Origin of the sequence: Pseudomonas sp. (assembly GCF_041601375.1) — a bacterium.
Classification (GTDB): domain Bacteria; phylum Pseudomonadota; class Gammaproteobacteria; order Pseudomonadales; family Pseudomonadaceae; genus Aquipseudomonas.
Genome location: NZ_JBFIIG010000007.1, coordinates 1 through 18,533, shown reverse-complemented (window position 1 = coordinate 18,533; position 18,533 = coordinate 1). Strand labels below are relative to the sequence as shown.

General features: G+C 59.7%; 18 protein-coding genes. 9 read left to right on the top strand and 9 right to left on the bottom strand.

What is annotated here, in order from left to right; genetic code table 11:
- Nucleotides 1-281: 281 nt before the first annotated feature.
- The 5 genes from ABZE94_RS02170 to ABZE94_RS02150 all read left to right on the top strand — a co-directional run bounded on the left by ABZE94_RS02170 (nt 282) and on the right by ABZE94_RS02150 (nt 4,032).
- Nucleotides 282-1,526: an RNA polymerase sigma factor gene (locus ABZE94_RS02170; protein WP_372873892.1), complete on the top strand. Its 1,245-nt coding sequence runs from the start codon at nt 282-284 to the stop codon at nt 1,524-1,526.
- Nucleotides 1,527-1,675: 149 nt separating this feature from the next.
- Nucleotides 1,676-2,020: a YciI family protein gene (locus ABZE94_RS02165; protein WP_372873891.1), complete on the top strand. Its 345-nt coding sequence runs from the start codon at nt 1,676-1,678 to the stop codon at nt 2,018-2,020.
- A gap of 42 nt (nt 2,021-2,062) precedes the next feature.
- A complete protein-coding gene (locus ABZE94_RS02160; protein ID WP_372873890.1) occupies nt 2,063-2,221 on the top strand; it encodes a hypothetical protein in 159 nt (52 codons plus the stop codon).
- Between the two features lie 23 nt (nt 2,222-2,244).
- Nucleotides 2,245-2,679 (top strand): nuclear transport factor 2 family protein, encoded by a 435-nt coding sequence (locus tag ABZE94_RS02155; protein ID WP_372873889.1) that lies wholly within the window; start codon nt 2,245-2,247, stop codon nt 2,677-2,679.
- A 213-nt stretch (nt 2,680-2,892) separates the two neighbouring features.
- The gene (locus ABZE94_RS02150; RefSeq protein ID WP_372873888.1) at nt 2,893-4,032 is read left to right on the top strand and encodes a M14-type cytosolic carboxypeptidase; all 1,140 of its coding nucleotides are present in this window, start codon (nt 2,893-2,895) and stop codon (nt 4,030-4,032) included.
- Nucleotides 4,033-4,190: 158 nt separating this feature from the next.
- Here the strand turns inward: ABZE94_RS02150 and ABZE94_RS02145 are convergent, their stop codons facing one another.
- Nucleotides 4,191-5,054, bottom strand: a complete 864-nt coding sequence (locus ABZE94_RS02145; RefSeq protein ID WP_372873887.1) for a LysR family transcriptional regulator — start codon at nt 5,052-5,054, stop codon at nt 4,191-4,193.
- 310 nt (nt 5,055-5,364) lie between these two features.
- On the opposite strand from ABZE94_RS02145, the gene ABZE94_RS02140 reads away from it, so the two are divergent.
- The 3 genes from ABZE94_RS02140 to ABZE94_RS02130 all read left to right on the top strand — a co-directional run bounded on the left by ABZE94_RS02140 (nt 5,365) and on the right by ABZE94_RS02130 (nt 8,155).
- Nucleotides 5,365-6,114 carry an SDR family oxidoreductase gene (locus tag ABZE94_RS02140; RefSeq protein WP_372873886.1) on the top strand — a complete coding sequence of 250 codons (750 nt, stop codon included), beginning with the start codon at nt 5,365-5,367 and terminating at the stop codon, nt 6,112-6,114.
- Between the two features lie 153 nt (nt 6,115-6,267).
- Nucleotides 6,268-7,026, top strand: a complete 759-nt coding sequence (locus ABZE94_RS02135) for an SDR family oxidoreductase (RefSeq protein WP_372873885.1) — start codon at nt 6,268-6,270, stop codon at nt 7,024-7,026.
- Nucleotides 7,027-7,318: 292 nt separating this feature from the next.
- Entirely contained in the window at nt 7,319-8,155 is an 837-nt protein-coding gene (locus tag ABZE94_RS02130) for an enoyl-CoA hydratase/isomerase family protein (protein WP_372873884.1), read from the top strand.
- A gap of 496 nt (nt 8,156-8,651) precedes the next feature.
- Here ABZE94_RS02130 and ABZE94_RS02125 read toward each other — a convergent pair whose 3' ends face one another.
- From ABZE94_RS02125 to ABZE94_RS02105, 5 genes are all read right to left on the bottom strand, one after another.
- Nucleotides 8,652-9,140 carry a hypothetical protein gene (locus tag ABZE94_RS02125; protein WP_372873883.1) on the bottom strand — a complete coding sequence of 163 codons (489 nt, stop codon included), beginning with the start codon at nt 9,138-9,140 and terminating at the stop codon, nt 8,652-8,654.
- A 19-nt stretch (nt 9,141-9,159) separates the two neighbouring features.
- The gene (locus tag ABZE94_RS02120) at nt 9,160-10,740 is read right to left on the bottom strand and encodes a long-chain fatty acid--CoA ligase (protein ID WP_372873882.1); all 1,581 of its coding nucleotides are present in this window, start codon (nt 10,738-10,740) and stop codon (nt 9,160-9,162) included.
- 448 nt (nt 10,741-11,188) lie between these two features.
- Nucleotides 11,189-11,452, bottom strand: a complete 264-nt coding sequence (locus ABZE94_RS02115) for an acyl-CoA-binding protein (protein ID WP_372873881.1) — start codon at nt 11,450-11,452, stop codon at nt 11,189-11,191.
- Nucleotides 11,453-11,515: 63 nt separating this feature from the next.
- The gene (locus ABZE94_RS02110) at nt 11,516-13,153 is read right to left on the bottom strand and encodes a wax ester/triacylglycerol synthase family O-acyltransferase (RefSeq protein WP_372873880.1); all 1,638 of its coding nucleotides are present in this window, start codon (nt 13,151-13,153) and stop codon (nt 11,516-11,518) included.
- 91 nt (nt 13,154-13,244) lie between these two features.
- Complete coding sequence (locus tag ABZE94_RS02105; protein ID WP_372873879.1) at nt 13,245-13,988, bottom strand: esterase/lipase family protein; 744 nt, start codon at nt 13,986-13,988, stop codon at nt 13,245-13,247.
- 55 nt (nt 13,989-14,043) lie between these two features.
- Between ABZE94_RS02105 and ABZE94_RS02100 the strand changes: the two genes are divergently transcribed.
- Nucleotides 14,044-15,183 (top strand): AraC family transcriptional regulator ligand-binding domain-containing protein, encoded by a 1,140-nt coding sequence (locus ABZE94_RS02100; RefSeq protein WP_372873878.1) that lies wholly within the window; start codon nt 14,044-14,046, stop codon nt 15,181-15,183.
- A 71-nt stretch (nt 15,184-15,254) separates the two neighbouring features.
- Here ABZE94_RS02100 and ABZE94_RS02095 read toward each other — a convergent pair whose 3' ends face one another.
- The 3 genes from ABZE94_RS02095 to ABZE94_RS02085 all read right to left on the bottom strand — a co-directional run bounded on the left by ABZE94_RS02095 (nt 15,255) and on the right by ABZE94_RS02085 (nt 18,378).
- Entirely contained in the window at nt 15,255-15,701 is a 447-nt protein-coding gene (locus ABZE94_RS02095) for a nuclear transport factor 2 family protein (protein WP_372873877.1), read from the bottom strand.
- 184 nt (nt 15,702-15,885) lie between these two features.
- Complete coding sequence (locus ABZE94_RS02090) at nt 15,886-16,989, bottom strand: SMP-30/gluconolactonase/LRE family protein (RefSeq protein ID WP_372873876.1); 1,104 nt, start codon at nt 16,987-16,989, stop codon at nt 15,886-15,888.
- Nucleotides 16,990-17,124: 135 nt separating this feature from the next.
- Nucleotides 17,125-18,378 (bottom strand): OprD family porin, encoded by a 1,254-nt coding sequence (locus tag ABZE94_RS02085; protein WP_372873875.1) that lies wholly within the window; start codon nt 18,376-18,378, stop codon nt 17,125-17,127.
- Nucleotides 18,379-18,533 lie beyond the last annotated feature (155 nt).

The window sequence follows — 18,533 nt, the reverse complement described above, 5'->3', positions numbered from 1 at the left end:
CGGATTTTGTCGCCGTTCTCACCAGTACCTGACCAAGCGTTTTTCTGTCATCTGAATCGAGACGCTTTTGCCGGCAGGCGCCATGACTTGCCGGTGAGCCGTCTTGGGGGTGGCATCGACTCGTAGGCTGTGCCATGCGCACCAGGTGCTCACCGCTCATGGCGCGCATACCCCATGGCGCGCGCGGCACAGCCTACGCCGGTCGCTCGGTTGTTCCGCCCCGTTGTCCTCGCCGCCCAGGCGGCCTACGCTGACAGGCGCATCAGCCGAAGGGGGAAACCATGGACGCCGCCGGGGAGCTGCACGAACTGTTGGCCGCTCTTTACCGTGACGAGTCGCGGCGGGTGCTGGCGACCCTGATCCGCCTGCTGGGCGATTTCGACCTGGCCGAAGAGGCGCTGCACGAAGCCTTTCGGGTGGCGATGGAGCAGTGGCCGCGCGACGGTGTGCCGGCCAACCCGCGGGCCTGGCTGGTGTCGGCGGGGCGCTTCAAGGCCATCGACGGCCTGCGTCGTCAGGCCCGTTTCGAACCGCTGGATGCGCGCCTTGCCGACGCCATTGCCGCGTGCGATCAGCCGTTGTGGGGCGGCGACAGCGTCGAGGACGACCGCCTGCGCCTGATCTTCACCTGCTGCCATCCGGCGCTCGCCGGCGACGCCCAGGTGGCGCTGACCCTGCGCGAGATCTGCGATCTCAGCACCGAGGATATCGCCCGCGCCTTTCTCACCCGGCCGAGCACCGTGGCCCAGCGCATCGTGCGGGCCAAGGCCAAGATCCGCGATGCACGCATCCCCTACGAGGTGCCGGGGCGCGGCGAACTGGCCGAGCGTCTGGAGTCGGTGCTGCAGGTGATCTACCTGGTGTTCAACGAGGGCTACTTCGCCAGTTCCGGCGACGCGCTGACCCGCAGCCACCTGTCCAGCGAGGCCATTCGTCTGGGGCGGCTGCTCCTCGACCTGTTGCCCGAACCGGAAGTCATGGGCCTGCTGGCCTTGATGCTGCTGCACGAGGCGCGCCGCCCGGCGCGCACCTCGGCGAGCGGCGAGCCGGTGCTGCTGGACGAGCAGGATCGCTCGCTCTGGTCTGCCGAGCTGATCGCCGAAGGCGACGCCCTGGTGTTGCAGGCGCTGCGCTCGCGGCAATTCGGTGCTTATGCGTTGCAGGCCGCCATCGCCGCCGTGCACGCCGAGGCGCCGGACGCCGCGGCCACCGACTGGGCGCAGATCGTCGGGCTCTACGACGCCCTGCTGCGCATTTCGCCCTCGCCGGTGATCGAACTCAACCGCGCGGTGGCGCTGGCCATGCGCGACGGCCCGGCAGCCGGATTGGCCCCGATCGAAGCCCTGCTCGAACGGGGCGAGCTGGCCGACTACCACCTGGCGCATGCGGCCCAGGCCGATCTCTATCGCCGTCTGGGCCGCAGCGGCGAGGCCCGCGCCGCCTATCGGCGCGCCCTGCACTTGGCCCGGCAGGGGCCGGATCGGCAATTCCTGCAGCGCCGTCTGGACCAGTTGGGCGACGGCTGATGCGTGTTGCGGCCAAGTTTGTTGGTGCGCACGGCGCACCCTAGGAGGTGGCCGTTGGTCGGGCGCGGAAATATTTTTCTGGCGCTGTCGATTGCCGCGCCTGGCGCTCGACTAATCAATACCCAGCCCCATGCAATCTGGAGCACGTCATGAAATACCTCTGCCTGGTCTACTGTAATGAACAGCTGCTGCACGACTCTCCCGACAGTCCGCGGGACGAGGAGTGCTTTGCCTACGCCGAGACGGTGCAGGCGAGTGGCCGCATGCTCGCCGCCGAGGCGTTGCAGCCGGTGCAGACCGCGACCACGGTGCGCATGCGCGGCGGCAAGCTGTCGATCACCGACGGCCCCTTCGCCGAGACCAAGGAGCAACTGGCCGGTTTCTACCTGGTCGATGCCCGCGACCTCAACGAAGCCATCCAGATCGCCGGGAAAATTCCGGCGGCGCGGGTCGGCAGCGTCGAAGTGCGGCCGGTGCGTCAGCTGGACGTGTGAGCGGGCCGCGCCACAACCAATCCATCACTGGGAGTTCACGCCATGAACCGCGATGGCTACCCATTACCCCGTATTGCCAGCCGCGGCGAAGGCTGGGGCGGTATGCCCGATCTGAACGGCCAGGGGCTGAACTGGACCCGCCTGCACGACGAATACCAGCAGCCGGCCGCCCATGCCTGTTGCTCCGTGAATGAAACCTGACCCCCCTGAACAGGAGAGCGACAATGATCATCGATACCCCGCAAAGCCGGATCAAGCAGGCCGTCGACAGCTGGGCGCAGGCCGCACAGTCCAAGGATGTCGAGCGCATCATCAGCCACTACAGCGACGAGGTGGTGGCCTATGACGCCATAGGTCCGTTGCGCTTCGTCGGTCGCGAAGCCTACAAGGCGCACTGGCAAGCCTGCATGGAAATGTGCACGGGCGAGGGCATGTTCGAGGTGCACGATCCGAGTTTCGTGATCGACGACAACCTCGGCGTGGCCCATTACCTGTTGCACTGCGGCGGCACCGACGACAAGGGCCAGACGCAGAGCTGCTGGATGCGCGTCACCCAGTGCTTTCGCAGACAGGGCGAGCGCTGGTTGATCGTCCACGAGCATTTTTCCGTGCCCAGTGACATGGAAACCGGCAAGGCGCTGTTCGACCTCAAGCCGTGACCGCGGCGAAGGGCCGCTAGCCTGCTGTACGGTGTGCGCCTTGCCGCGAACGCCTGGAGGCGGTCTCGCGGCGGTGCTCGTTATGTTCACAGCCGCTGAGCAGTCAATCAGGCCTGGTCGAGCCAGATGTCGCCCCTGGTATTTCATCCGGCGGGTAGACCTGCGATTCTTGCGAGCCCAGGTGCGGCGCACCCTCAGGCTCGCGAGGTATCCATGAACATCGACTGCAACTTCGACAGCGGCAATATCGAGGTGCTCGACGCCAGCAACCCGCAGCAGGTGCTGCTGGCCATGCGCCCCGATCTCAACAGCCATCACTTCCAGTGGTTCCACTTCAAGGTCGACGGCCTGACCCCAGGCCAGCACTACGGCTTCAGCCTGAGCAACGCCGGCCAGTCCGCCTACCGCCATGCCTGGAGCGGCTACAACGCCGTGGCCTCCTACGACCATCGCAACTGGTTCCGCGTGCCCAGCCGTTTCGAGGATGGCGCGCTCAACTTCGCCATCGAGCCGAGCGAGACCCAGGTCTGGTTCGCCTACTTCGAGCCCTACAGCCGCGCGCGCCATGACTGGCTGATCGAGCAGGCGCTGAACCGGGCCGGTGCGGAGCTGTTCGCCTGCGGCAAGAGCATCGAGGGCCGCGACATCCAGTTGCTGCGCGTCAGCCGCAACCCACAGGCCCAGCGCAAGATCTGGATCATCGCCCAGCAGCACCCCGGCGAGCACATGGCCGAATGGTTCATGGAAGGCGTGATCGAGCGCCTGCAGCAGCGCGACGACGCCGAACTGAATGCCCTGCTGCAACAGGCCGACCTCTACCTGGTGCCGAACATGAACCCCGATGGCGCCTTCCGTGGCCACCTGCGCACCAACGCCGCCGGTCAGGACCTCAACCGCGCCTGGCAAGCAGCCAGCGCGACCGAGAGCCCCGAGGTGTTCTTCGTCCAGCAGCAGATGCGCCAGGTCGGCGTCGACCTGTTTCTCGACATCCACGGCGACGAGGAAATTCCCCACGTCTTCACCGCCGGCTGTGAAGGCAACCCCGGCTACAGCCTGCGCCTGGAAAAACTCGAGGAGGAATTCCGCAGCCGCCTGATCACCCTCGGCGCCGAGTTCCAGACCGCATTCGGCTACAAGCGCGACGCCCCCGGCCAAGCCAATACCACCCTGGCCTGCAACGCGGTTGGCCTGGAATTCGACTGCCTGTCCTTCACCATCGAGATGCCGTTCAAGGATCACGACGACAGCCCCAATCCGCTCACCGGCTGGGACGGCCAGCGCTCGATGCGGCTGGGCAAGGATGTACTCAGTGTCGCGGCCGCGATGGTCGGCGGCCTGCGCTCGGGTGAGTAGGGCGGATCGAGCACGTGAGGAGGCTTGGCGGCGAGCGTACGGATAGAACGCGGGCGCTGTGCGAAACGAAAAGCGGCGCCAGGGTTTTTACCCACGCTCAGGGCAACGGCTGTGTCGGTAGAAAACGCTGTGGTTTTGCGCGTCGGCCGATGGCGGTGCTATTGCACGGCGCTTAGCAGGGTATGCCGCAGCCAGGTGTTGGCCGGGTCCGACTCGCGTTCTTTGTGCCAGAACAGGTGCAACTCCACGCTGGGCACGGTTATCGGTAGAGGATGAATCTGGTTGCCCAGGTAGGCATAGCTGGAAATGGCCAGGCTGCGGGGCATGGTTAACAGCAGGTCGCTGCTGGCCACCAAGCGACAGGCCGACTCGTAGTGTTGGCAGCGCGCGGCGATCTGCCGTTTGATGCCCTGCCGGGCCAGCTCGAAGTCTTCGACACTGTACCCCTTGCGCCGGGACGACACGGTGACGTGCTGCGCGGCAAAGTAACTGTCGCTGTCGATGGCGGCGCTCGAACGGCTGACCACCACAAACTCTTCGCGAGTCAGGACGCAATGGAACAGTTCGTCATCAGCGGCCTGTGCCACATCAATGGCGCAATCGAGGCGGCCAGAGGCCAGGTCCGCCTTGAGCGTCGAGCGTTCGATGCGCGCACTGGTGACGCGGATGCTTGGCACCGCGCCCCGTAGCGCTTTGACCAGCGCCGGTAGCAGAGCGGGTTCTATCACGTCGGTCATCGCCAGGGTCACCGTGCTGATATCGCGCGAGGGTTCAAAACTGTGGCTATGGGCTATGGCTCGTTGCAGAAACCCCAAACCTTGCTGGACGTCCGGCCAGATCCGCGTGGCCAGCGGCGTGGGTACAACACCCTGAGCCTCGCGAATGAATAACGGGTCGTCGAGCTGTTGGCGCATACGGGCTAGCGCGTGGCTAACGGCCGACTGGCTGACGGACAGCTGCTCTGCGGCGCGGGTGAGATTGCGTTCGCGATAAATCACGGCGAAGACCCGAAACAGGTTCAAGTCCAAGCGTGTTAAGGGCGATGAGCCATTATTTATGTTCATGTCTTCCAATGAGAAACCATCACTTCTCTCATTGTATGCCGAGCTCTAGCATGGCGACATCAATCGAAGAGCCGGTCGATGCAATGGGCAAGCAAACCCCGTGGCCGTAATCGGCGGACTCGCCAGCATAGCCGCTGAAATCTCGAGGATCACTCCAGCTCGCTACGGCCAGCGCTCTTTTGGCTAAATGAGTACGGGTATTTTCGCGGCAGCCACGAGCATCTACTGACTTGGCACTGAGTGTGTTCGACAACTGGAGAGCAAGACCATGCAACAGCGCAAAACCGTTTTGATTACGGGTGCCAGTTCTGGTTTGGGTGCGGGAATGGCCCGTGAATTCGCCGCCCGCGGCTACAACCTGGGGTTATGTGCGAGGCGCACAGAGCGTCTGCTGGAGCTGCAGGACGAGTTGGTTCAGGCATTCGGTGTACGGGTTGAAGTGCGCGCGCAGGACGTCAACGATCACCCACAGGTATTTGCCGTGTTCGAGGCGTTCGCCGAGAGCTTCGGCAGCCTTGAGCGGATCATCGTCAACGCCGGTGTTGGCGAGGGGCGAAGGATCGGAACCGGGTATTTCGAGATTAATCGACGCACCCTTGAGACCAATTTGATCGCCGGTCTGGCGCAATGCGAAGCCGCGGTGGCGATTTTTCGTAGACAAAATGCTGGGCACCTGGTGGCGGTCTCGTCGATGAGTGCCAAGCGTGGCATGCCTAGGCATCTGACCGCTTACGCCGCTAGCAAGGCGGCGTTGGCTCATCTCGCCGAAGGTATCCGTGCCGACCTGCTGAACACGCCGATTCGCATTACTACGCTATTCCCCGGCTATATCCGTACCGAGATAAATGCCGGCGCGAAAAAGCTACCCTTCGAAGTCAGCGAGAGCGCCGGGGTCAAAGCCATGGTGCGGGCCATCGAGCGTGAACCGGACAATGCCTGCGTACCAGCCTGGCCCTGGTCATTGATGGGCGTGTTGCTGCAGGTGTTGCCGCTGCGCTGGGTAGTCAATTTCGGCTGAGCCAATGCCGTCCGACGTGCCTTGGACACGAAGCAGAGCATGGCTGCGCTCGCCACCTCGCCAGAGCGCATGACCAGACGCCCTCGCGATGGCGCTCGATAGTTTTACAGCCCCTGAGGACTCCCCTCGACTAGATACTAATGAGGACATGCAATGAACAAGACAAACTCAGGCCGAGTCGCTTTGGTCACTGGCGCGGCCAACGGCATTGGTCGCGCCGCCGCGTTGGCCTTCGCCAACAGTGGATACAGCGTAGTTGTATCGGACATCGACAGCCAAGCAGGTCAAGAGACGGTCGCTTTGATCAAGGCGGCAGAGGGCGACGCATCCTTCATTCGCTGTGATGTGTCGTGTGATGCAGACGTACGCTTATTGATTGACGGAACTGTTTCGGCCTACGGCAGACTTGATTGCGCATTCAACAATGCGGGGATCGAGATTGAGCGGTGCAAATTGGCGGATGGAAACAAAGGCGTTTTCGATGCCATTATGAATGTGAACGTGAAGGGTGTGTGGCTGTGTATGAAATATCAAATAGCCGCGATGCTGGCGCAGGGCGGCGGGGCAATTGTTAATACCGCCTCGGTCGCGGGTTTGATCGCTGCGCCCAAACAGGGTATTTATTCAGCCTCCAAACATGCAGTGATCGGTTTAACCAAGACCGCAGCTGTCGAATACGCGCGAATGAACATTCGGGTGAATGCAGTTTGCCCTGCAGTTATTGATACTGAAATGTTCCGTCGTGCCAGCACGGATAACCCCAAACATGTGGCCTTGGCCGTAGCCGCTCATCCGCTCGGACGGATAGGAACCGTTGAAGAAATTGCCGCAGCAGTTCTCTACTTGTGCAGCGATTCGGCTGGCTTTACGACTGGCGTCGCCTTGCCGGTCGATGGCGGCCTCACGGCTTAATCGGCAATAAATAACAATAGGCTCGGGCGTGATTCTGCAGGTGCTTCCAATGGCGGTTGCTGACCGCTCGTCACCGCGCGACCTTGGCTATTCAGGTAGCGGGGGGCTCTTCTGCAACCATTACCGGGCATCGGCTGAGGGTATATTTTCTTCCGGACATACAGCTTAGCCAACACCGGCGTGTCACGTAATTGAGGGCATATGCTGGTTCGAATGACACTAATTCATGACACGAACATCGGTGAGCGGTTTGGGGATCGCTTCAATATTCAAGCACTTAAAGAGGGTAGCCATGAACACGTACAAGAGTTTTACCCGTGAAGACCATGATGGCGTTGCGGTGGTGCGATTTAATCACCCGCCGATCAATCTAGTCGACCGTACTATGGTGATCGACCTGCTTAATTTGGCGAAAGGACTTGAGGGCGATAGCCAGACCAAAGTCGTTATCTTTCGCAGCGACAATCCAGAGTTTTTCCTTGCGCACTATGATATGGGCAGTCAACTTGAGGCCCCGCCCACAACCTTGCCGCCAGGCTTGGCGAGCCCACTCAGCGGGCTCTTCAGTCGTTTTAGTCGTCTTGCGCAGGTAACCATTGGCGAGTTGCGAGGCCGCGCTCGGGGCGCTGGAAGCGAGTTTCTTCTGGCACTAGACATGCGTTTTGCCGCTGGCGAAACCGCAGTGCTTGGCCAGCCGGAAATTGGAGTAGGACTGTTACCGGGCGCAGGCGGAACTGTGCGATTGACGCAACTGCTGGGGCGAGGCCGGGCTTTGGAAGTATGCCTCGGCGGCGCGGATTTCGATGCCAATACCGCAGCGCTGTATGGCTGGGTCAATCGTGCACTGCCGGGCGAGCAGCTCAGCGGCTTTTGCGATGCGCTTGCCCGTCGTATTGCGGGGTTTCCGGCCGGAGGCATCAGCCATGTCAAAGCGGTGGTGGACCGTGTCAGCAAACCTGATGAAGATGCACTGGCAGATGAGTCGCAGCGCTTCATAGGCGACATGCATGGGCCAGAAACAGTCGACCGGGTGAGATGGATGCTCTCGCAGGGCGGCCAAACCCAAGGCGCCATGGAACTTGAACTTGGAGAGCTAATAGGCCGATACCCCCTGCCTATAGACGCATAGCGGTCGGCCCCTCCCTGCAAACGGCTGATTTCACCAGCCAATAGTCGACAACATAGGGATGGATGGGTAATGCCTTACCCATTCACCTGGATCGGCCCACCCCTGTATCTCGGCAGCATTCCGGCAAGAGGGAGTTCCCCGGATTGCATCCGGACTACTCGGTTCGACGGCTGCGGATTATGTTTTTGCTGGTCAGGATCTTAGCCGCGGCGGCGTTTTGCAAAGTAGTAGCGTTGCGGTACAACCCGGGTCTTGGCCACTTTCCTAAGGCAGCAGGACACTAATAAAGAGCTGTCGCGCTACTTGGCAGTTTCCGCTTCGCCTAGGCCGCTCAAGGTTTTACGAATGTTCTCGATCACGGGGCACTAAGATGCTGTGAGAAAGCACTCGCCTACTGCGGCCACCTCCAAACGCCCGCTACGCAGTTTGCCTTGCCGCGAACGCTCTGGGTGTAGTCCAAATCCACGCGAGCTGCCCACTCTTGGGCAAGCGTCAATCAGCGCCGCGATACAGCCAAGCGAATCATCGACCCGACCATGACTGCTGCCAGCGAACCGGCCCAACACCCTTTGAAGATGGCGTATTGCGCAGGGCTGAGTTCGGTAATGTGGCTGACGCTTAGCACCAATAAGCTCGGCGGAACAAAGACCACCATGCCAATCAGGCCGAACAAGATTGCACTGCCGAGTAACGAATGCGGGAATCGTTGCAGTTGGCGGTGCAGCCAGCGATCGTTATCCCATGTGGCCGAAATGGTTCCCTGCCGCACCTTGCGGCGAAAGATCGGGACAACGATCAAGGCGACGATGAACAGCATGATGAATGCGGTGGCCATTAAATCGACGCCAAAGCCTTCGCTACCCCACAGCAAGAGCAGCGGTTTGGTCTTGAACAAATACCAGGCCAAGCCGCCGTTGATTGCGGCGTTCACCAGGCCACTGATGATTCTTTCGCTGCGTATGATGTGTGCAATATCACTGCTCATGTTTCTACCCTTGGTATTTTCAGTTTTTCCTGGCGTCGGCGGCATCGTGCTGCGCGCGCAGTTCGCGTTTGAGAATTTTTCCGGTGGCCGTCATCGGCAGGGCATCGACAATTTCAACAATGCGCGGGTATTTGTAACCAGCAATGCGCTCCTTGCACCATGCGATGATTGCCTCGGGGGTCGTCAATTGCCCTGACTTCAAAATCAGGACCGCCTTTATTTCTTCACCATGGATTTCATGAGGAATACCAATAACCGCGACCTGTGCCACCGCCGGATGTGCACTTAGCACTTCTTCCAATTCGCGCGGGTAAACATTGAAACCGCCTCGAATGATCATGTCCTTAACGCGATCGACAATGTAGATATTGCCATCGGCATCCAGTTTTCCGATGTCGCCCGTATAGAACCAGCCGTTGCGAATCGCTTCAGCAGTTGCCTCCGGACGGTTGTAATAACCCTTCATGACATTGTGACCACGAATCGTAATTTCTCCGCGCTCACCATTCTCGACTTGCGCGCCGGACTCATCCACCAGTCGCACTTCGCAGCCCAGCGACGCCTTGCCAACACTGCCGGCAATGCGTGCGCCGTTCGGATCGGTAAAGGTTGCAGACGGACTGGTTTCCGATAAGCCATAGCCTTCCAGAATCATGATGCCAAACTTGGCTTCAAAATTTGCCATGACCTCCATGGGCATCGCGGCGCCCCCGGATATGCCGAGACGGAGGTGCATGGCGATCATTGCCAGGTCATATTTTTCCGCAGCGCCCGGCAAGTTCAGCAGGGCAATGAACATGGTCGGTACGCCGGCGAATATAGTAACGTTATGTTCCTGCATTGCCTTGAATGCCGCATCGGGATCGAAGCGAGCCAGCAGAACCATGCTGGCTCCGGCCTGTATCGTCGAATTCATCTGCAGCACTTGACCAAACGAATGGAACAGCGGGAGCGTAATCAATTGCACATCGGTACTGTCGATCTTGGCCAGTTGATTGGCCACCGTCATATTCATCGCAATGTTGGACTGACTGAGTTCGGCCCCCTTTGGTTTGCCAGTGGTACCCGAGGTATAGAGAATGACGGCCGTATCGGTTTCAGCGGTCAGTTCATAATCGCTCAGCGGCGATTGGCCAGCCATCAGGCTACCCAGAGTGGTGGCATCTTCAATGGCCGCAGGTTTGCTCGGGTCTGCCGTGATGACAAAAAAATGGGCGCAGGTTCCTGCTTCGTTGAAACCCTTGAGACCTTCACTGCCGAGCGGTAGCTCGGGGCTACCCTCGAAGCAGAAAAATGCCTTGGCTTCTGAATCCTTCAGGTGGTAGGCAATTTCCGAGCCTTTGAGCAGGATATTGATCGGTACCACCACGGCTCCGAGCTTGAGAATCGCGTAGTAGATCATCGGGAAATACGGCAGGTTAGGGCAGGCCAATACCACCTTGTCACCCTTGCCTACACCCATTGTGCGCAGGCCATTGGCGATCTGGTTGACCGCCGCGTTCAATTGCCCATAGGTGATCGTCTGGTCCATGAAATGGATCGCGATCTTGTTAGGAAAATAGCAGGCAGTGCGTTGCAGATTGGCGGCGATATTCAGCATCACGTAACCCTTTATTGAAAACGTTTGATAGTGAAAAGTATCAGTGCGGTCTAAACGGAAAAATTATCCAGCACCTAAATCACGAACATCACTCGTAGACCTGGACTTGGTTCACCGAACAGCGTTGCGGCGGCGCGACGACGTACATCACGCCAGTTGAATCTCTAAACCCGGCGATCTGGGGGCGCGTGAACAGCGTTGTGCGGTCTGGTATCGCTATAAAAATTAAATGCCTGTACTGCCCGCGGGGGGCGTCGACGATGCATGCCCATACCAAACGCGCGATGTTTTCAGTCAGCTCGTACGCGCCGCTGGATATAAATCTGTTGGCCCAGTAAAAGCGTCAGCGTCGAGCCGTTCATGAACGCCGAACTGCAGGTCGCGCAAAGGCAGAATATAGGGTGTCATCAGCGGTCGGTCTTCTGTGCGGGGAGTCTGGTGCGGCGAATTATTCCGCTAATGTTTTCTCCACCAAGTCCACATAGTGTTGTTTGGCTTCGTCTGAACTCATGCCTTCTAGTTGCTCCCATGCGGCGTACTTCGCGGCGTCGACAACCTCGTCGGGCTCGGGCCGCTCGCCCTCAATATCACCAATAGTGGCCTGTTTATAGAGGGCATAGGACTGCAGCAAGACCGCCGTATCTGGCTTGAAGCCGATGTCACGGTTGGCGATTTCTGTCGCGCGTTCGAAGCGTTGATCCAGTTCATTCATTGCAAGTACTCATGTGAAGAAAGACACCAGCAGGCTGTATGGCCGTGCGGCGGCGATGCAAGGTCACGTGGTTTTTTTCGCCTTGGGTTTGGGCAATACCTTGACCAGCGCAGGTGTGCTGTGCTTGACCGGCGCACGAGCTGGCTTGGCTTTCTCGCCAGTGGGTGCTGATGACACGCCCTTGTCGAGAGCATTGTTGCCGGCCTCATCCGCATCCTTTGCCAACTTGCGATGATGGCGCGCGATGGACTTTTTCAAATCCTCATAAGCGGCCAGCATGTCCTCGGCAAAATCTTCCATGTTGGGCAAGGCGCGGCGGCACGCCACCACACCAAAATGCAGCCCGCCGTTGTAGCTTTGCACCGTGATATTCAGCGCCACGCCGTGCATGACGATGCTTACCGGCGCAAAGGTGCGAAGGCGCGCGCCAGCGAAATACAGCGGCATATTGGGTCCCGGCACATTCGAAATGGCGACGTTGGCAAGTGCGGGGGCTTTTTCCGTCAAGCGCGCGCGGGTGACGAAGTTGACTATCATAGGCAACAGCCACGGCAAGCCGACCGATGGAAAATCAGTCAGCGCGAAACCTTTGAATACCGCGTTGTCTTGTTTGAATGCCTGTGAAGACTCCTGAATCGCGCGCAGCCGTCGCATGGGGTCGGCGATGTCGGTACGCAGGCGCATGTAACCCATTGACGACTGATTGGAAATGTCAGTGTTGCCGGCCGCGCGCATCGAGTAGGGCACCGCACCTATCATCGACTTGGCCGGCAACGCGTTGGCATCGCTGAGATAGCTACGCAGCGCGCCGGAACAAATCGCCATCACCATGTCATTGATGGTGGCGTCGACGGATTTGCCTAGCTCTTTCAGCTCGGTCAGATCCAGCGAGAAACTGGTCACCGAGCGCTGATTGGTAATGCTGCCGTTGAACACCGTTGTCGGCGCGAAGCGTTGGCGCTCACGTGGCGGCAGGGTGCCTTTTTTCGTGGCTACGACGGCCAAAGCTTTGCTGTTTTTGAGTAACGCTTTCCACGAAAGGCTGTTTATGACTTTGTCGCTGCCCATTGCCAATAATTGGCCGAACACCGTCGCCACTTTCTTGACTTGGCCCGCCGTATTGCCAATGCCAGCGCTCATCATCTCGGCGGCGCCAAGTTGATCATTGCTACGATACAGCCGCGTGCGCGGTGCTCGCACCGCACGCGGTTCCGGTGTGATGTCCAAAATCATGTTGGCCACCGCCACGCCGCCCTGGCCATCCATCGCGGCGTGGTGAATCTTGTTGAAAACCGCTACCTCGCCATTTTCCAAGCCTTCGATGACGTAGATCTCCCACAGCGGACGACTGCGGTCGAGCAACGATGATTGCAGCCGCGCAACCAGCGCGTGTAGCTGTTGGCGCGTACCCGGTTTGGAGAGCACCATCCGCCGCACGTGGTAATCCAGATCAAGATTTTCGTCTTCAACCCAAACCGGCGTGGTGAGATCGAACGGCATCTGCACCAGCTTGCTGGTGAACACGCTGGCCAGATGCAGGCGTGCTTGCAGCAAGGCTTTTACGTCCTCGAAATAATCACCCTGGTAGCCCTCGGGCAGCGTGCAGCACATCAAGGAACTCACGTGCATCGGCATCTCGGGCGTTTCCACATACAGAAACATCGCGTCCATCGCCGTTAAATGTTTTAAGCCACGCGCCATGTCAACGCCTCTCGATTGCTTGGGTGGGTTTAGTCGAATGCCTGCACTTGCGCCGCTGGCTGGCAAATCCCCGCACTGCAGAAATTGCGCATCAGTCCAGGTTCGAAGAGCGATAGGGTCGCCACGCACCCTCGGGTTGCGCGAGGCGGTCGGCGAGAATGCGCAAGACCATGGGGTTCACGCCCATGCCGACATGGCTGGCATGCACCTCGATATTTTCGGTATGCGGATTGTCGTTTTGGATGCAGCAGGGCCAGGCCACGATGCCGTCGCTGCGGCTGTAAATCGAAGTCGTGGGCATCGATGGCGCCTGATTCAGGTTGGGAAACTCGTTAGCCGCTTCGCCTTTGGGCGGGTTATAGCGTCGATAGATGCCGTTCGCATTGCTGGCGCTTTCAGGCCCGGCAAATGGGCTGCCTAGCGACACCACCATGCGTACATCATCGGGTCGCATTTTCGCCAGCTCACGCGCGAACAGGCCGCCCAGACTCCAGCCGACGAGACTCACTTTGCGTCCATGCTGCGCGCGCAATTCATCGATACGTTTCAGGCAGGCGCCCATCACGCCGGGCTGCGGCCCAAGGTTGCGACCCATTTCCCAGCAATACACCGAGTAGCCCTGTGCTTGCAAAAAGCGCCGCAGCAGAAACGTCGACCGGTCACTGGCGATAAGGCCCGGAAAGACCAACACCGGGTGTCCATCGCCGCGCGCTCTTGCCGTCAGCAGCGGCCACAACGCCAGCGTGGACATTATTTCCAACGGCACACGCAGCTCCATCGCCAGCAAGTGCAGGCCGGGGGCTTTAATAGTTTCGCTGGATTGCTTCTCTATCATGGTTGTTCTCTGTATTGATGACCGTTGCGCCGACATTCATCGGCTACCGATGTAGATGAATGCAGAAAGCCTACCTGCCAAAGCGGCTTCCCCAAAGGCTGAGAACGGCCATACAATTGATAAAAACGGCCAAACTATCGGTTTCATCAGCAAAATGAATCCATTGCAATCGACCTGTCCAATGCCCGCCTTGCTCGCATTTTGCATTCAGCAAATGGTGCGGCGCGGCTACGATCTGGATGAGGTTTTGCGCGACAGTGGGCTCGATGGCCACGCGTATGCGCAGCCGGAAACCCTGCTCAATGGCAACGCCGAACTCGCCGTCTACGCCAATATTCAACGACTGGTCGGCAGCGAGGACATGGATGCGCTCGGGCTGGCCATAGGTGGAGAGGTCAACGTCAATAGTGTCGGTATGCTCGGTGGACTGGTGGCCAATGCCGTCGACTTGAACCATGCGGGTTACTTGTTAAGGCGTTTTCAAGCATTGTCCAATCGCTGGTTTACCCCTGAGCTAATCGGCTCCCTGGCGCCGGGTAACGCCGTGGTGCGCTATCGCCAGACGGCCAATCTGGAGCGGCACCATGGTTTTCTGATCAATCTGTCGATGCGGGGCACACAGCATTTGCTTGGCGAAATATTCGGTGACGCGGCAAAGGGGTTCGTCACGAACGTCGCTTTCGCTTATCCGCAACCGGAAAAACCGCAACGGTATTTAACGCAATTCAATTGCCCGGTCAGTTTCGGCCACGACTTCACCTACGTCACCTTTGATCATGAAGTTGGTCAGGCGATCAACCCGAAACGCAGCGAGTTCAGCTACAACGTTTTCCTGCAACAGTGCCGTGAGTCCGCCACGCGCTTTGCTTCAACATCCTGTAAGCAGCGCGTGCTCAATAGCTTGTCGTGTATGGACGAGTATCCCAGCGCAGCCGCAATGGCGGAGTCCTTGAATTGTTCCGGGCGCAGCTTGCGTCGGCATCTGAATGAGGAGGGCGTGCAGTACTCGGAGTTGATCGACAAGATCAGGTTTGACCGTGCCGTCTACCTGTTGAGTCATTCCGACGATTCCGTAAAAGCCATCGGCTACCAGTTGTCTTACAGCGAACCGGCCGCATTTATTCGCGCGTTTATGCGTTGGTCGGGAACCAGCCCGGCCGAGTTTCGCAAAACCGTTGCACGTGCTCCGCTATAGCTGGCACGTCGACCGAGGCCGTGCGTTCGATGGGACAAAACAGTTACGCGGGGCCGGCCCTGCGGCATGTCTTAGGGCTCCAGATCTATCGCGGCCCGGTAACTGCCATCCATATAAAAGGGCGTCGAGGCGTGTTCATGGACGATGCGCCAGGCGCCGTCGAGCTGCTGCAGGCCCAGGGTGGCGCGTACCCAGATCGCCGGCCGCTCGCCGTCGGTCTTACGCCCGCTGATTCGTTGCAGGCTGGTGCAGAATGCCACTTGCTCGCCCAGGGTAAGGCGCGGTTCGCGAATCTCCAGGCCGATTGGCCCATCCCAGGTGGTGAACCACTGCGCCAGGTCCGCACTGATCCGCTCCCGCCCGCTACGCTGCAGCGGCGGTGCGAGGTCGAATGACAGCACCTCGGCGGCGTAGCAGGCGCTTGCTTCGTTCAGATCCTTGTCGCGAATGGCCTGCGCCCAGCGTTCCAGTCGTGCGCGCACCTCGGTTTGCGGGTTGCTATGCGTCTGTGTCGACATGGCGATCTCCCAGTTGAGTCAGGGCGCGGTGAAATCACGGTGCCCGTTAACTGGTCGTGTGGCGGGGCTGCCGATCGACACTCGGCTAGCGGATCCGGCAGATAAAAAAGCCCGTCATGAGGACGGGCCGAAGGTGCCGTTACCCATGGCGAAAACCATGTGGCGGATGTTGCCAGTTGCTTGCTCAGCCAAAGCTGGCGTCGCGGGTATTGACGTAGAGCGCATACAGCGAATGACAGCTGGCCATGAACAGGCGATTGCCTTTGCTGCCGCCGAAGCACAGGTTGGCGCAGCGCTCGGGCAGTTTGATCTGGCCGATGGCCTTGCCCTGTGGGTTGAACACCATGACGCCATCCAGGTCTTCCGATTTGGCACCCGGCGCGCCGCTGCTGCCCCAGCCGCACCAGAGGTTGCCGTCCTCGTCGCACTTGATACCGTCGAGGGCGCCATGGTCCGTGGCCTCGATGTGTTTGCGCCGCGCGCCCAGGCTACCGTCGTCGTTGACCGGGTAGGCCCAGACCAGGCGGTTGGGTTTGGCCCGGCCTTCGACGATATACAGCACTTTTTCGTCGGGCGAGAAGCACAGGCCGTTGGGGCCGGCAATCTCGCCAACGACCCGGGACACCTTGCCGGTTTCGCCGTCGATCCGATACACCGCATCGGGCTGCTCGGGTACGACCTTGTGGCCCTCATAGTAGTTGGCGGTCTGGAAGGGTGGATCGGTGAACCAGATCGAGCCGTCGCGCTTGACCACGACATCGTTGGGTGAATTGAAGGGTTTGCCCTCGTAGCTGTCGGCCAGCACGCTGATGCTGCCGTCGTGCTCGGTGCGGGTAACCCGTCGTCCCAGCGTGTGAGTGGTCGAGCCTTCGCAGGTGATCAAGCGGCCCTGGCGATCCCGGCACAGGCCGTTCGAGTAGTTCGAACTGTCGCGGAATGGGCTGAACGAATCGCTGATCTCGTCCCAGCGCATGATTCTGTTGTTGGGGATGTCGCTGAGCAACAGATAGCGGCCGTCGCCGACCCAGACCGGGCCTTCCGCCCAGCGCATGCCGGTGGCGAGTCGTTCCACGCTGGCGTTGAACAGGCGGTACTTGGCGAAGCTTTCATCGAAAATTTCCACCAGCTGCTCGGGGTAGCGCTGGGTCAGGGGCTCGGCGTCGACCAGGCGGGGCAGGCTGGCGAAAGAAGCTACGCCGGCGGAGAGTACCAGCGATCGTTTGAGGAACTTCCTGCGAGTGTTTTCTGCTGGGTTAGCGTCGGCAATGGGGTCTGCTGTCAGGGCCATTGGAGTGTCTCCTGTTCATTTCCGCGGGAGGACGCCGATCGTTCAAACCGCTCTATCGGCGTGTTCAAAAAAAAGCCCGTCACCAGGACGGGCGAAGGTGCCGTTACACATGGAGTAAGCAGTCGCAGCCGTGAGTCAGAGAATCGACAGCGGGTAGTTGAAGATCAGGCGGTTTTCGTCGAAGTCGGCGTTGTTGTAGTCGCGGCGAATGCTCGCGTTGCGCCATTTCATTGAGAGGCTCTTGAACGTACCGCTCTGAATCACATAGCTCAGTTCGCTGTCGCGGCCCCATTCCTTGCCGTCGGTCGTGGCCCCAACATGAATGTTGTCGCCGCTGGTGTAGCGGTTCATCAGGGTCAGCCCGGGAATACCAATGCCCGCGAAGTTGTAGTCATAGCGCACTTGCCAAGAGCGCTCCTGGGCATTGTCGAAGCTGGAGTTGAAGCCATCGTTGGCCAGCATGCCGCCGCTGGTGCCGTTGACACGCATCCACTTATCGTCGCCGCTGAGTTTTTGCAGGCCGACATAGAAGGCATGGACGCCAGTCTTGGCGGAGAACAGGCCCGAGTAGGCCTTGTTATCCAGTTCGCCAGCCAGCTCGTTGCCGTCTTCGCTGCCCTGGAAGTAGCCGAGGTTGGCGCCCAGGGTCCAGTCACCCATCGGCTGGTTATGCGTTAGTTGCAGGTACTGCTGGTTGTAGATGTCTTGCAGCTCGGCATTCCACAGGCCGATCAGCGTGCGATCCTGGTTGAAGCGGTATTCGCCACCAACAAAGTTGAAACGGTCGCTGGTAATGCTGGCGCGACCGTTCATTGCCATGTCCTCCATGCTGGCGTCATTGCGCAGGCTGGTCGCGCGCATTTGTCCGCCATAGAGGGTCAGGCCGTCGATTTCCTTGGAGGTGATCAGCCCGCCCTGGAAGGTCTGCGGCAATGCACGGCCATCGTCACTGCGCAAGATGGCTAGCACTGGCGCGAGTTCGCCGACTTTCAGTTCGGTCTTGGACATTTTTACTTTGGCGGCAATAGCCAGACGGCCGAAGTTGTCTGCTGCTTGGCCGTCATCATGAATCGGCAACAGCTGAGTACCGTTAGTGCCGCGACCGCTGTCCAGTTTGAATGCGCTCATGGCCAGGGCATCCAGACCGAAGCCTACGGCGCCTTCGGTGTAGCCCGATTGCAGGTTGAGGATAAAGCTCTGGGCCCACTCTTCGGCTTTGCTTTGAGCGTTGCTCGGGTCGATGAAGTTACGGTTGATGTAGTAGTTGCGCAGGTTGAGATCGGCCTTGGTGTCTTCGACAAAGCCGGCGGCCTGGCTACTGAGCGGTAAGGCGAGGGCCATGCTGCCGGCGCCGAGCAGCGCGAGGGAAAGGGCGTTGCGTGCTGTCATTGTGTCGTGCTCCCATTTTTGAACAAGCCGCTCCCTTGCCGGCCTTGAGAAGCCAACGTCGTGCGAAGGGGGCGTGTGAGTTGCCCTGTGCAGGGCAATAGGTGTGTCCTGTGGACACACCTCTGCGTCGGGCTTAGCCGTCGGCGAATTCGGTG

Bases quoted from the DNA above. Each gene is read 5' to 3' on its own strand.
- ABZE94_RS02170 (WP_372873892.1), top strand. From the start codon at position 282: ATGGACGCCGCCGGGGAGCTGCACGAACTGTTGGCCGCTCTTTACCGT.
- ABZE94_RS02165 (WP_372873891.1), top strand. From the start codon at position 1,676: ATGAAATACCTCTGCCTGGTCTACTGTAATGAACAGCTGCTGCACGAC.
- ABZE94_RS02160 (WP_372873890.1), top strand. From the start codon at position 2,063: ATGAACCGCGATGGCTACCCATTACCCCGTATTGCCAGCCGCGGCGAA.
- ABZE94_RS02155 (WP_372873889.1), top strand. From the start codon at position 2,245: ATGATCATCGATACCCCGCAAAGCCGGATCAAGCAGGCCGTCGACAGC.
- ABZE94_RS02150 (WP_372873888.1), top strand. From the start codon at position 2,893: ATGAACATCGACTGCAACTTCGACAGCGGCAATATCGAGGTGCTCGAC.
- ABZE94_RS02140 (WP_372873886.1), top strand. From the start codon at position 5,365: ATGCAACAGCGCAAAACCGTTTTGATTACGGGTGCCAGTTCTGGTTTG.
- ABZE94_RS02135 (WP_372873885.1), top strand. From the start codon at position 6,268: ATGAACAAGACAAACTCAGGCCGAGTCGCTTTGGTCACTGGCGCGGCC.
- ABZE94_RS02130 (WP_372873884.1), top strand. From the start codon at position 7,319: ATGAACACGTACAAGAGTTTTACCCGTGAAGACCATGATGGCGTTGCG.
- ABZE94_RS02125 (WP_372873883.1), bottom strand. From the start codon at position 9,140: ATGAGCAGTGATATTGCACACATCATACGCAGCGAAAGAATCATCAGT.
- ABZE94_RS02120 (WP_372873882.1), bottom strand. From the start codon at position 10,740: ATGCTGAATATCGCCGCCAATCTGCAACGCACTGCCTGCTATTTTCCT.
- ABZE94_RS02115 (WP_372873881.1), bottom strand. From the start codon at position 11,452: ATGAATGAACTGGATCAACGCTTCGAACGCGCGACAGAAATCGCCAAC.
- ABZE94_RS02110 (WP_372873880.1), bottom strand. From the start codon at position 13,153: ATGGCGCGTGGCTTAAAACATTTAACGGCGATGGACGCGATGTTTCTG.
- ABZE94_RS02105 (WP_372873879.1), bottom strand. From the start codon at position 13,988: ATGATAGAGAAGCAATCCAGCGAAACTATTAAAGCCCCCGGCCTGCAC.
- ABZE94_RS02100 (WP_372873878.1), top strand. From the start codon at position 14,044: ATGAATGCAGAAAGCCTACCTGCCAAAGCGGCTTCCCCAAAGGCTGAG.
- ABZE94_RS02095 (WP_372873877.1), bottom strand. From the start codon at position 15,701: ATGTCGACACAGACGCATAGCAACCCGCAAACCGAGGTGCGCGCACGA.
- ABZE94_RS02090 (WP_372873876.1), bottom strand. From the start codon at position 16,989: ATGGCCCTGACAGCAGACCCCATTGCCGACGCTAACCCAGCAGAAAAC.
- ABZE94_RS02085 (WP_372873875.1), bottom strand. From the start codon at position 18,378: ATGACAGCACGCAACGCCCTTTCCCTCGCGCTGCTCGGCGCCGGCAGC.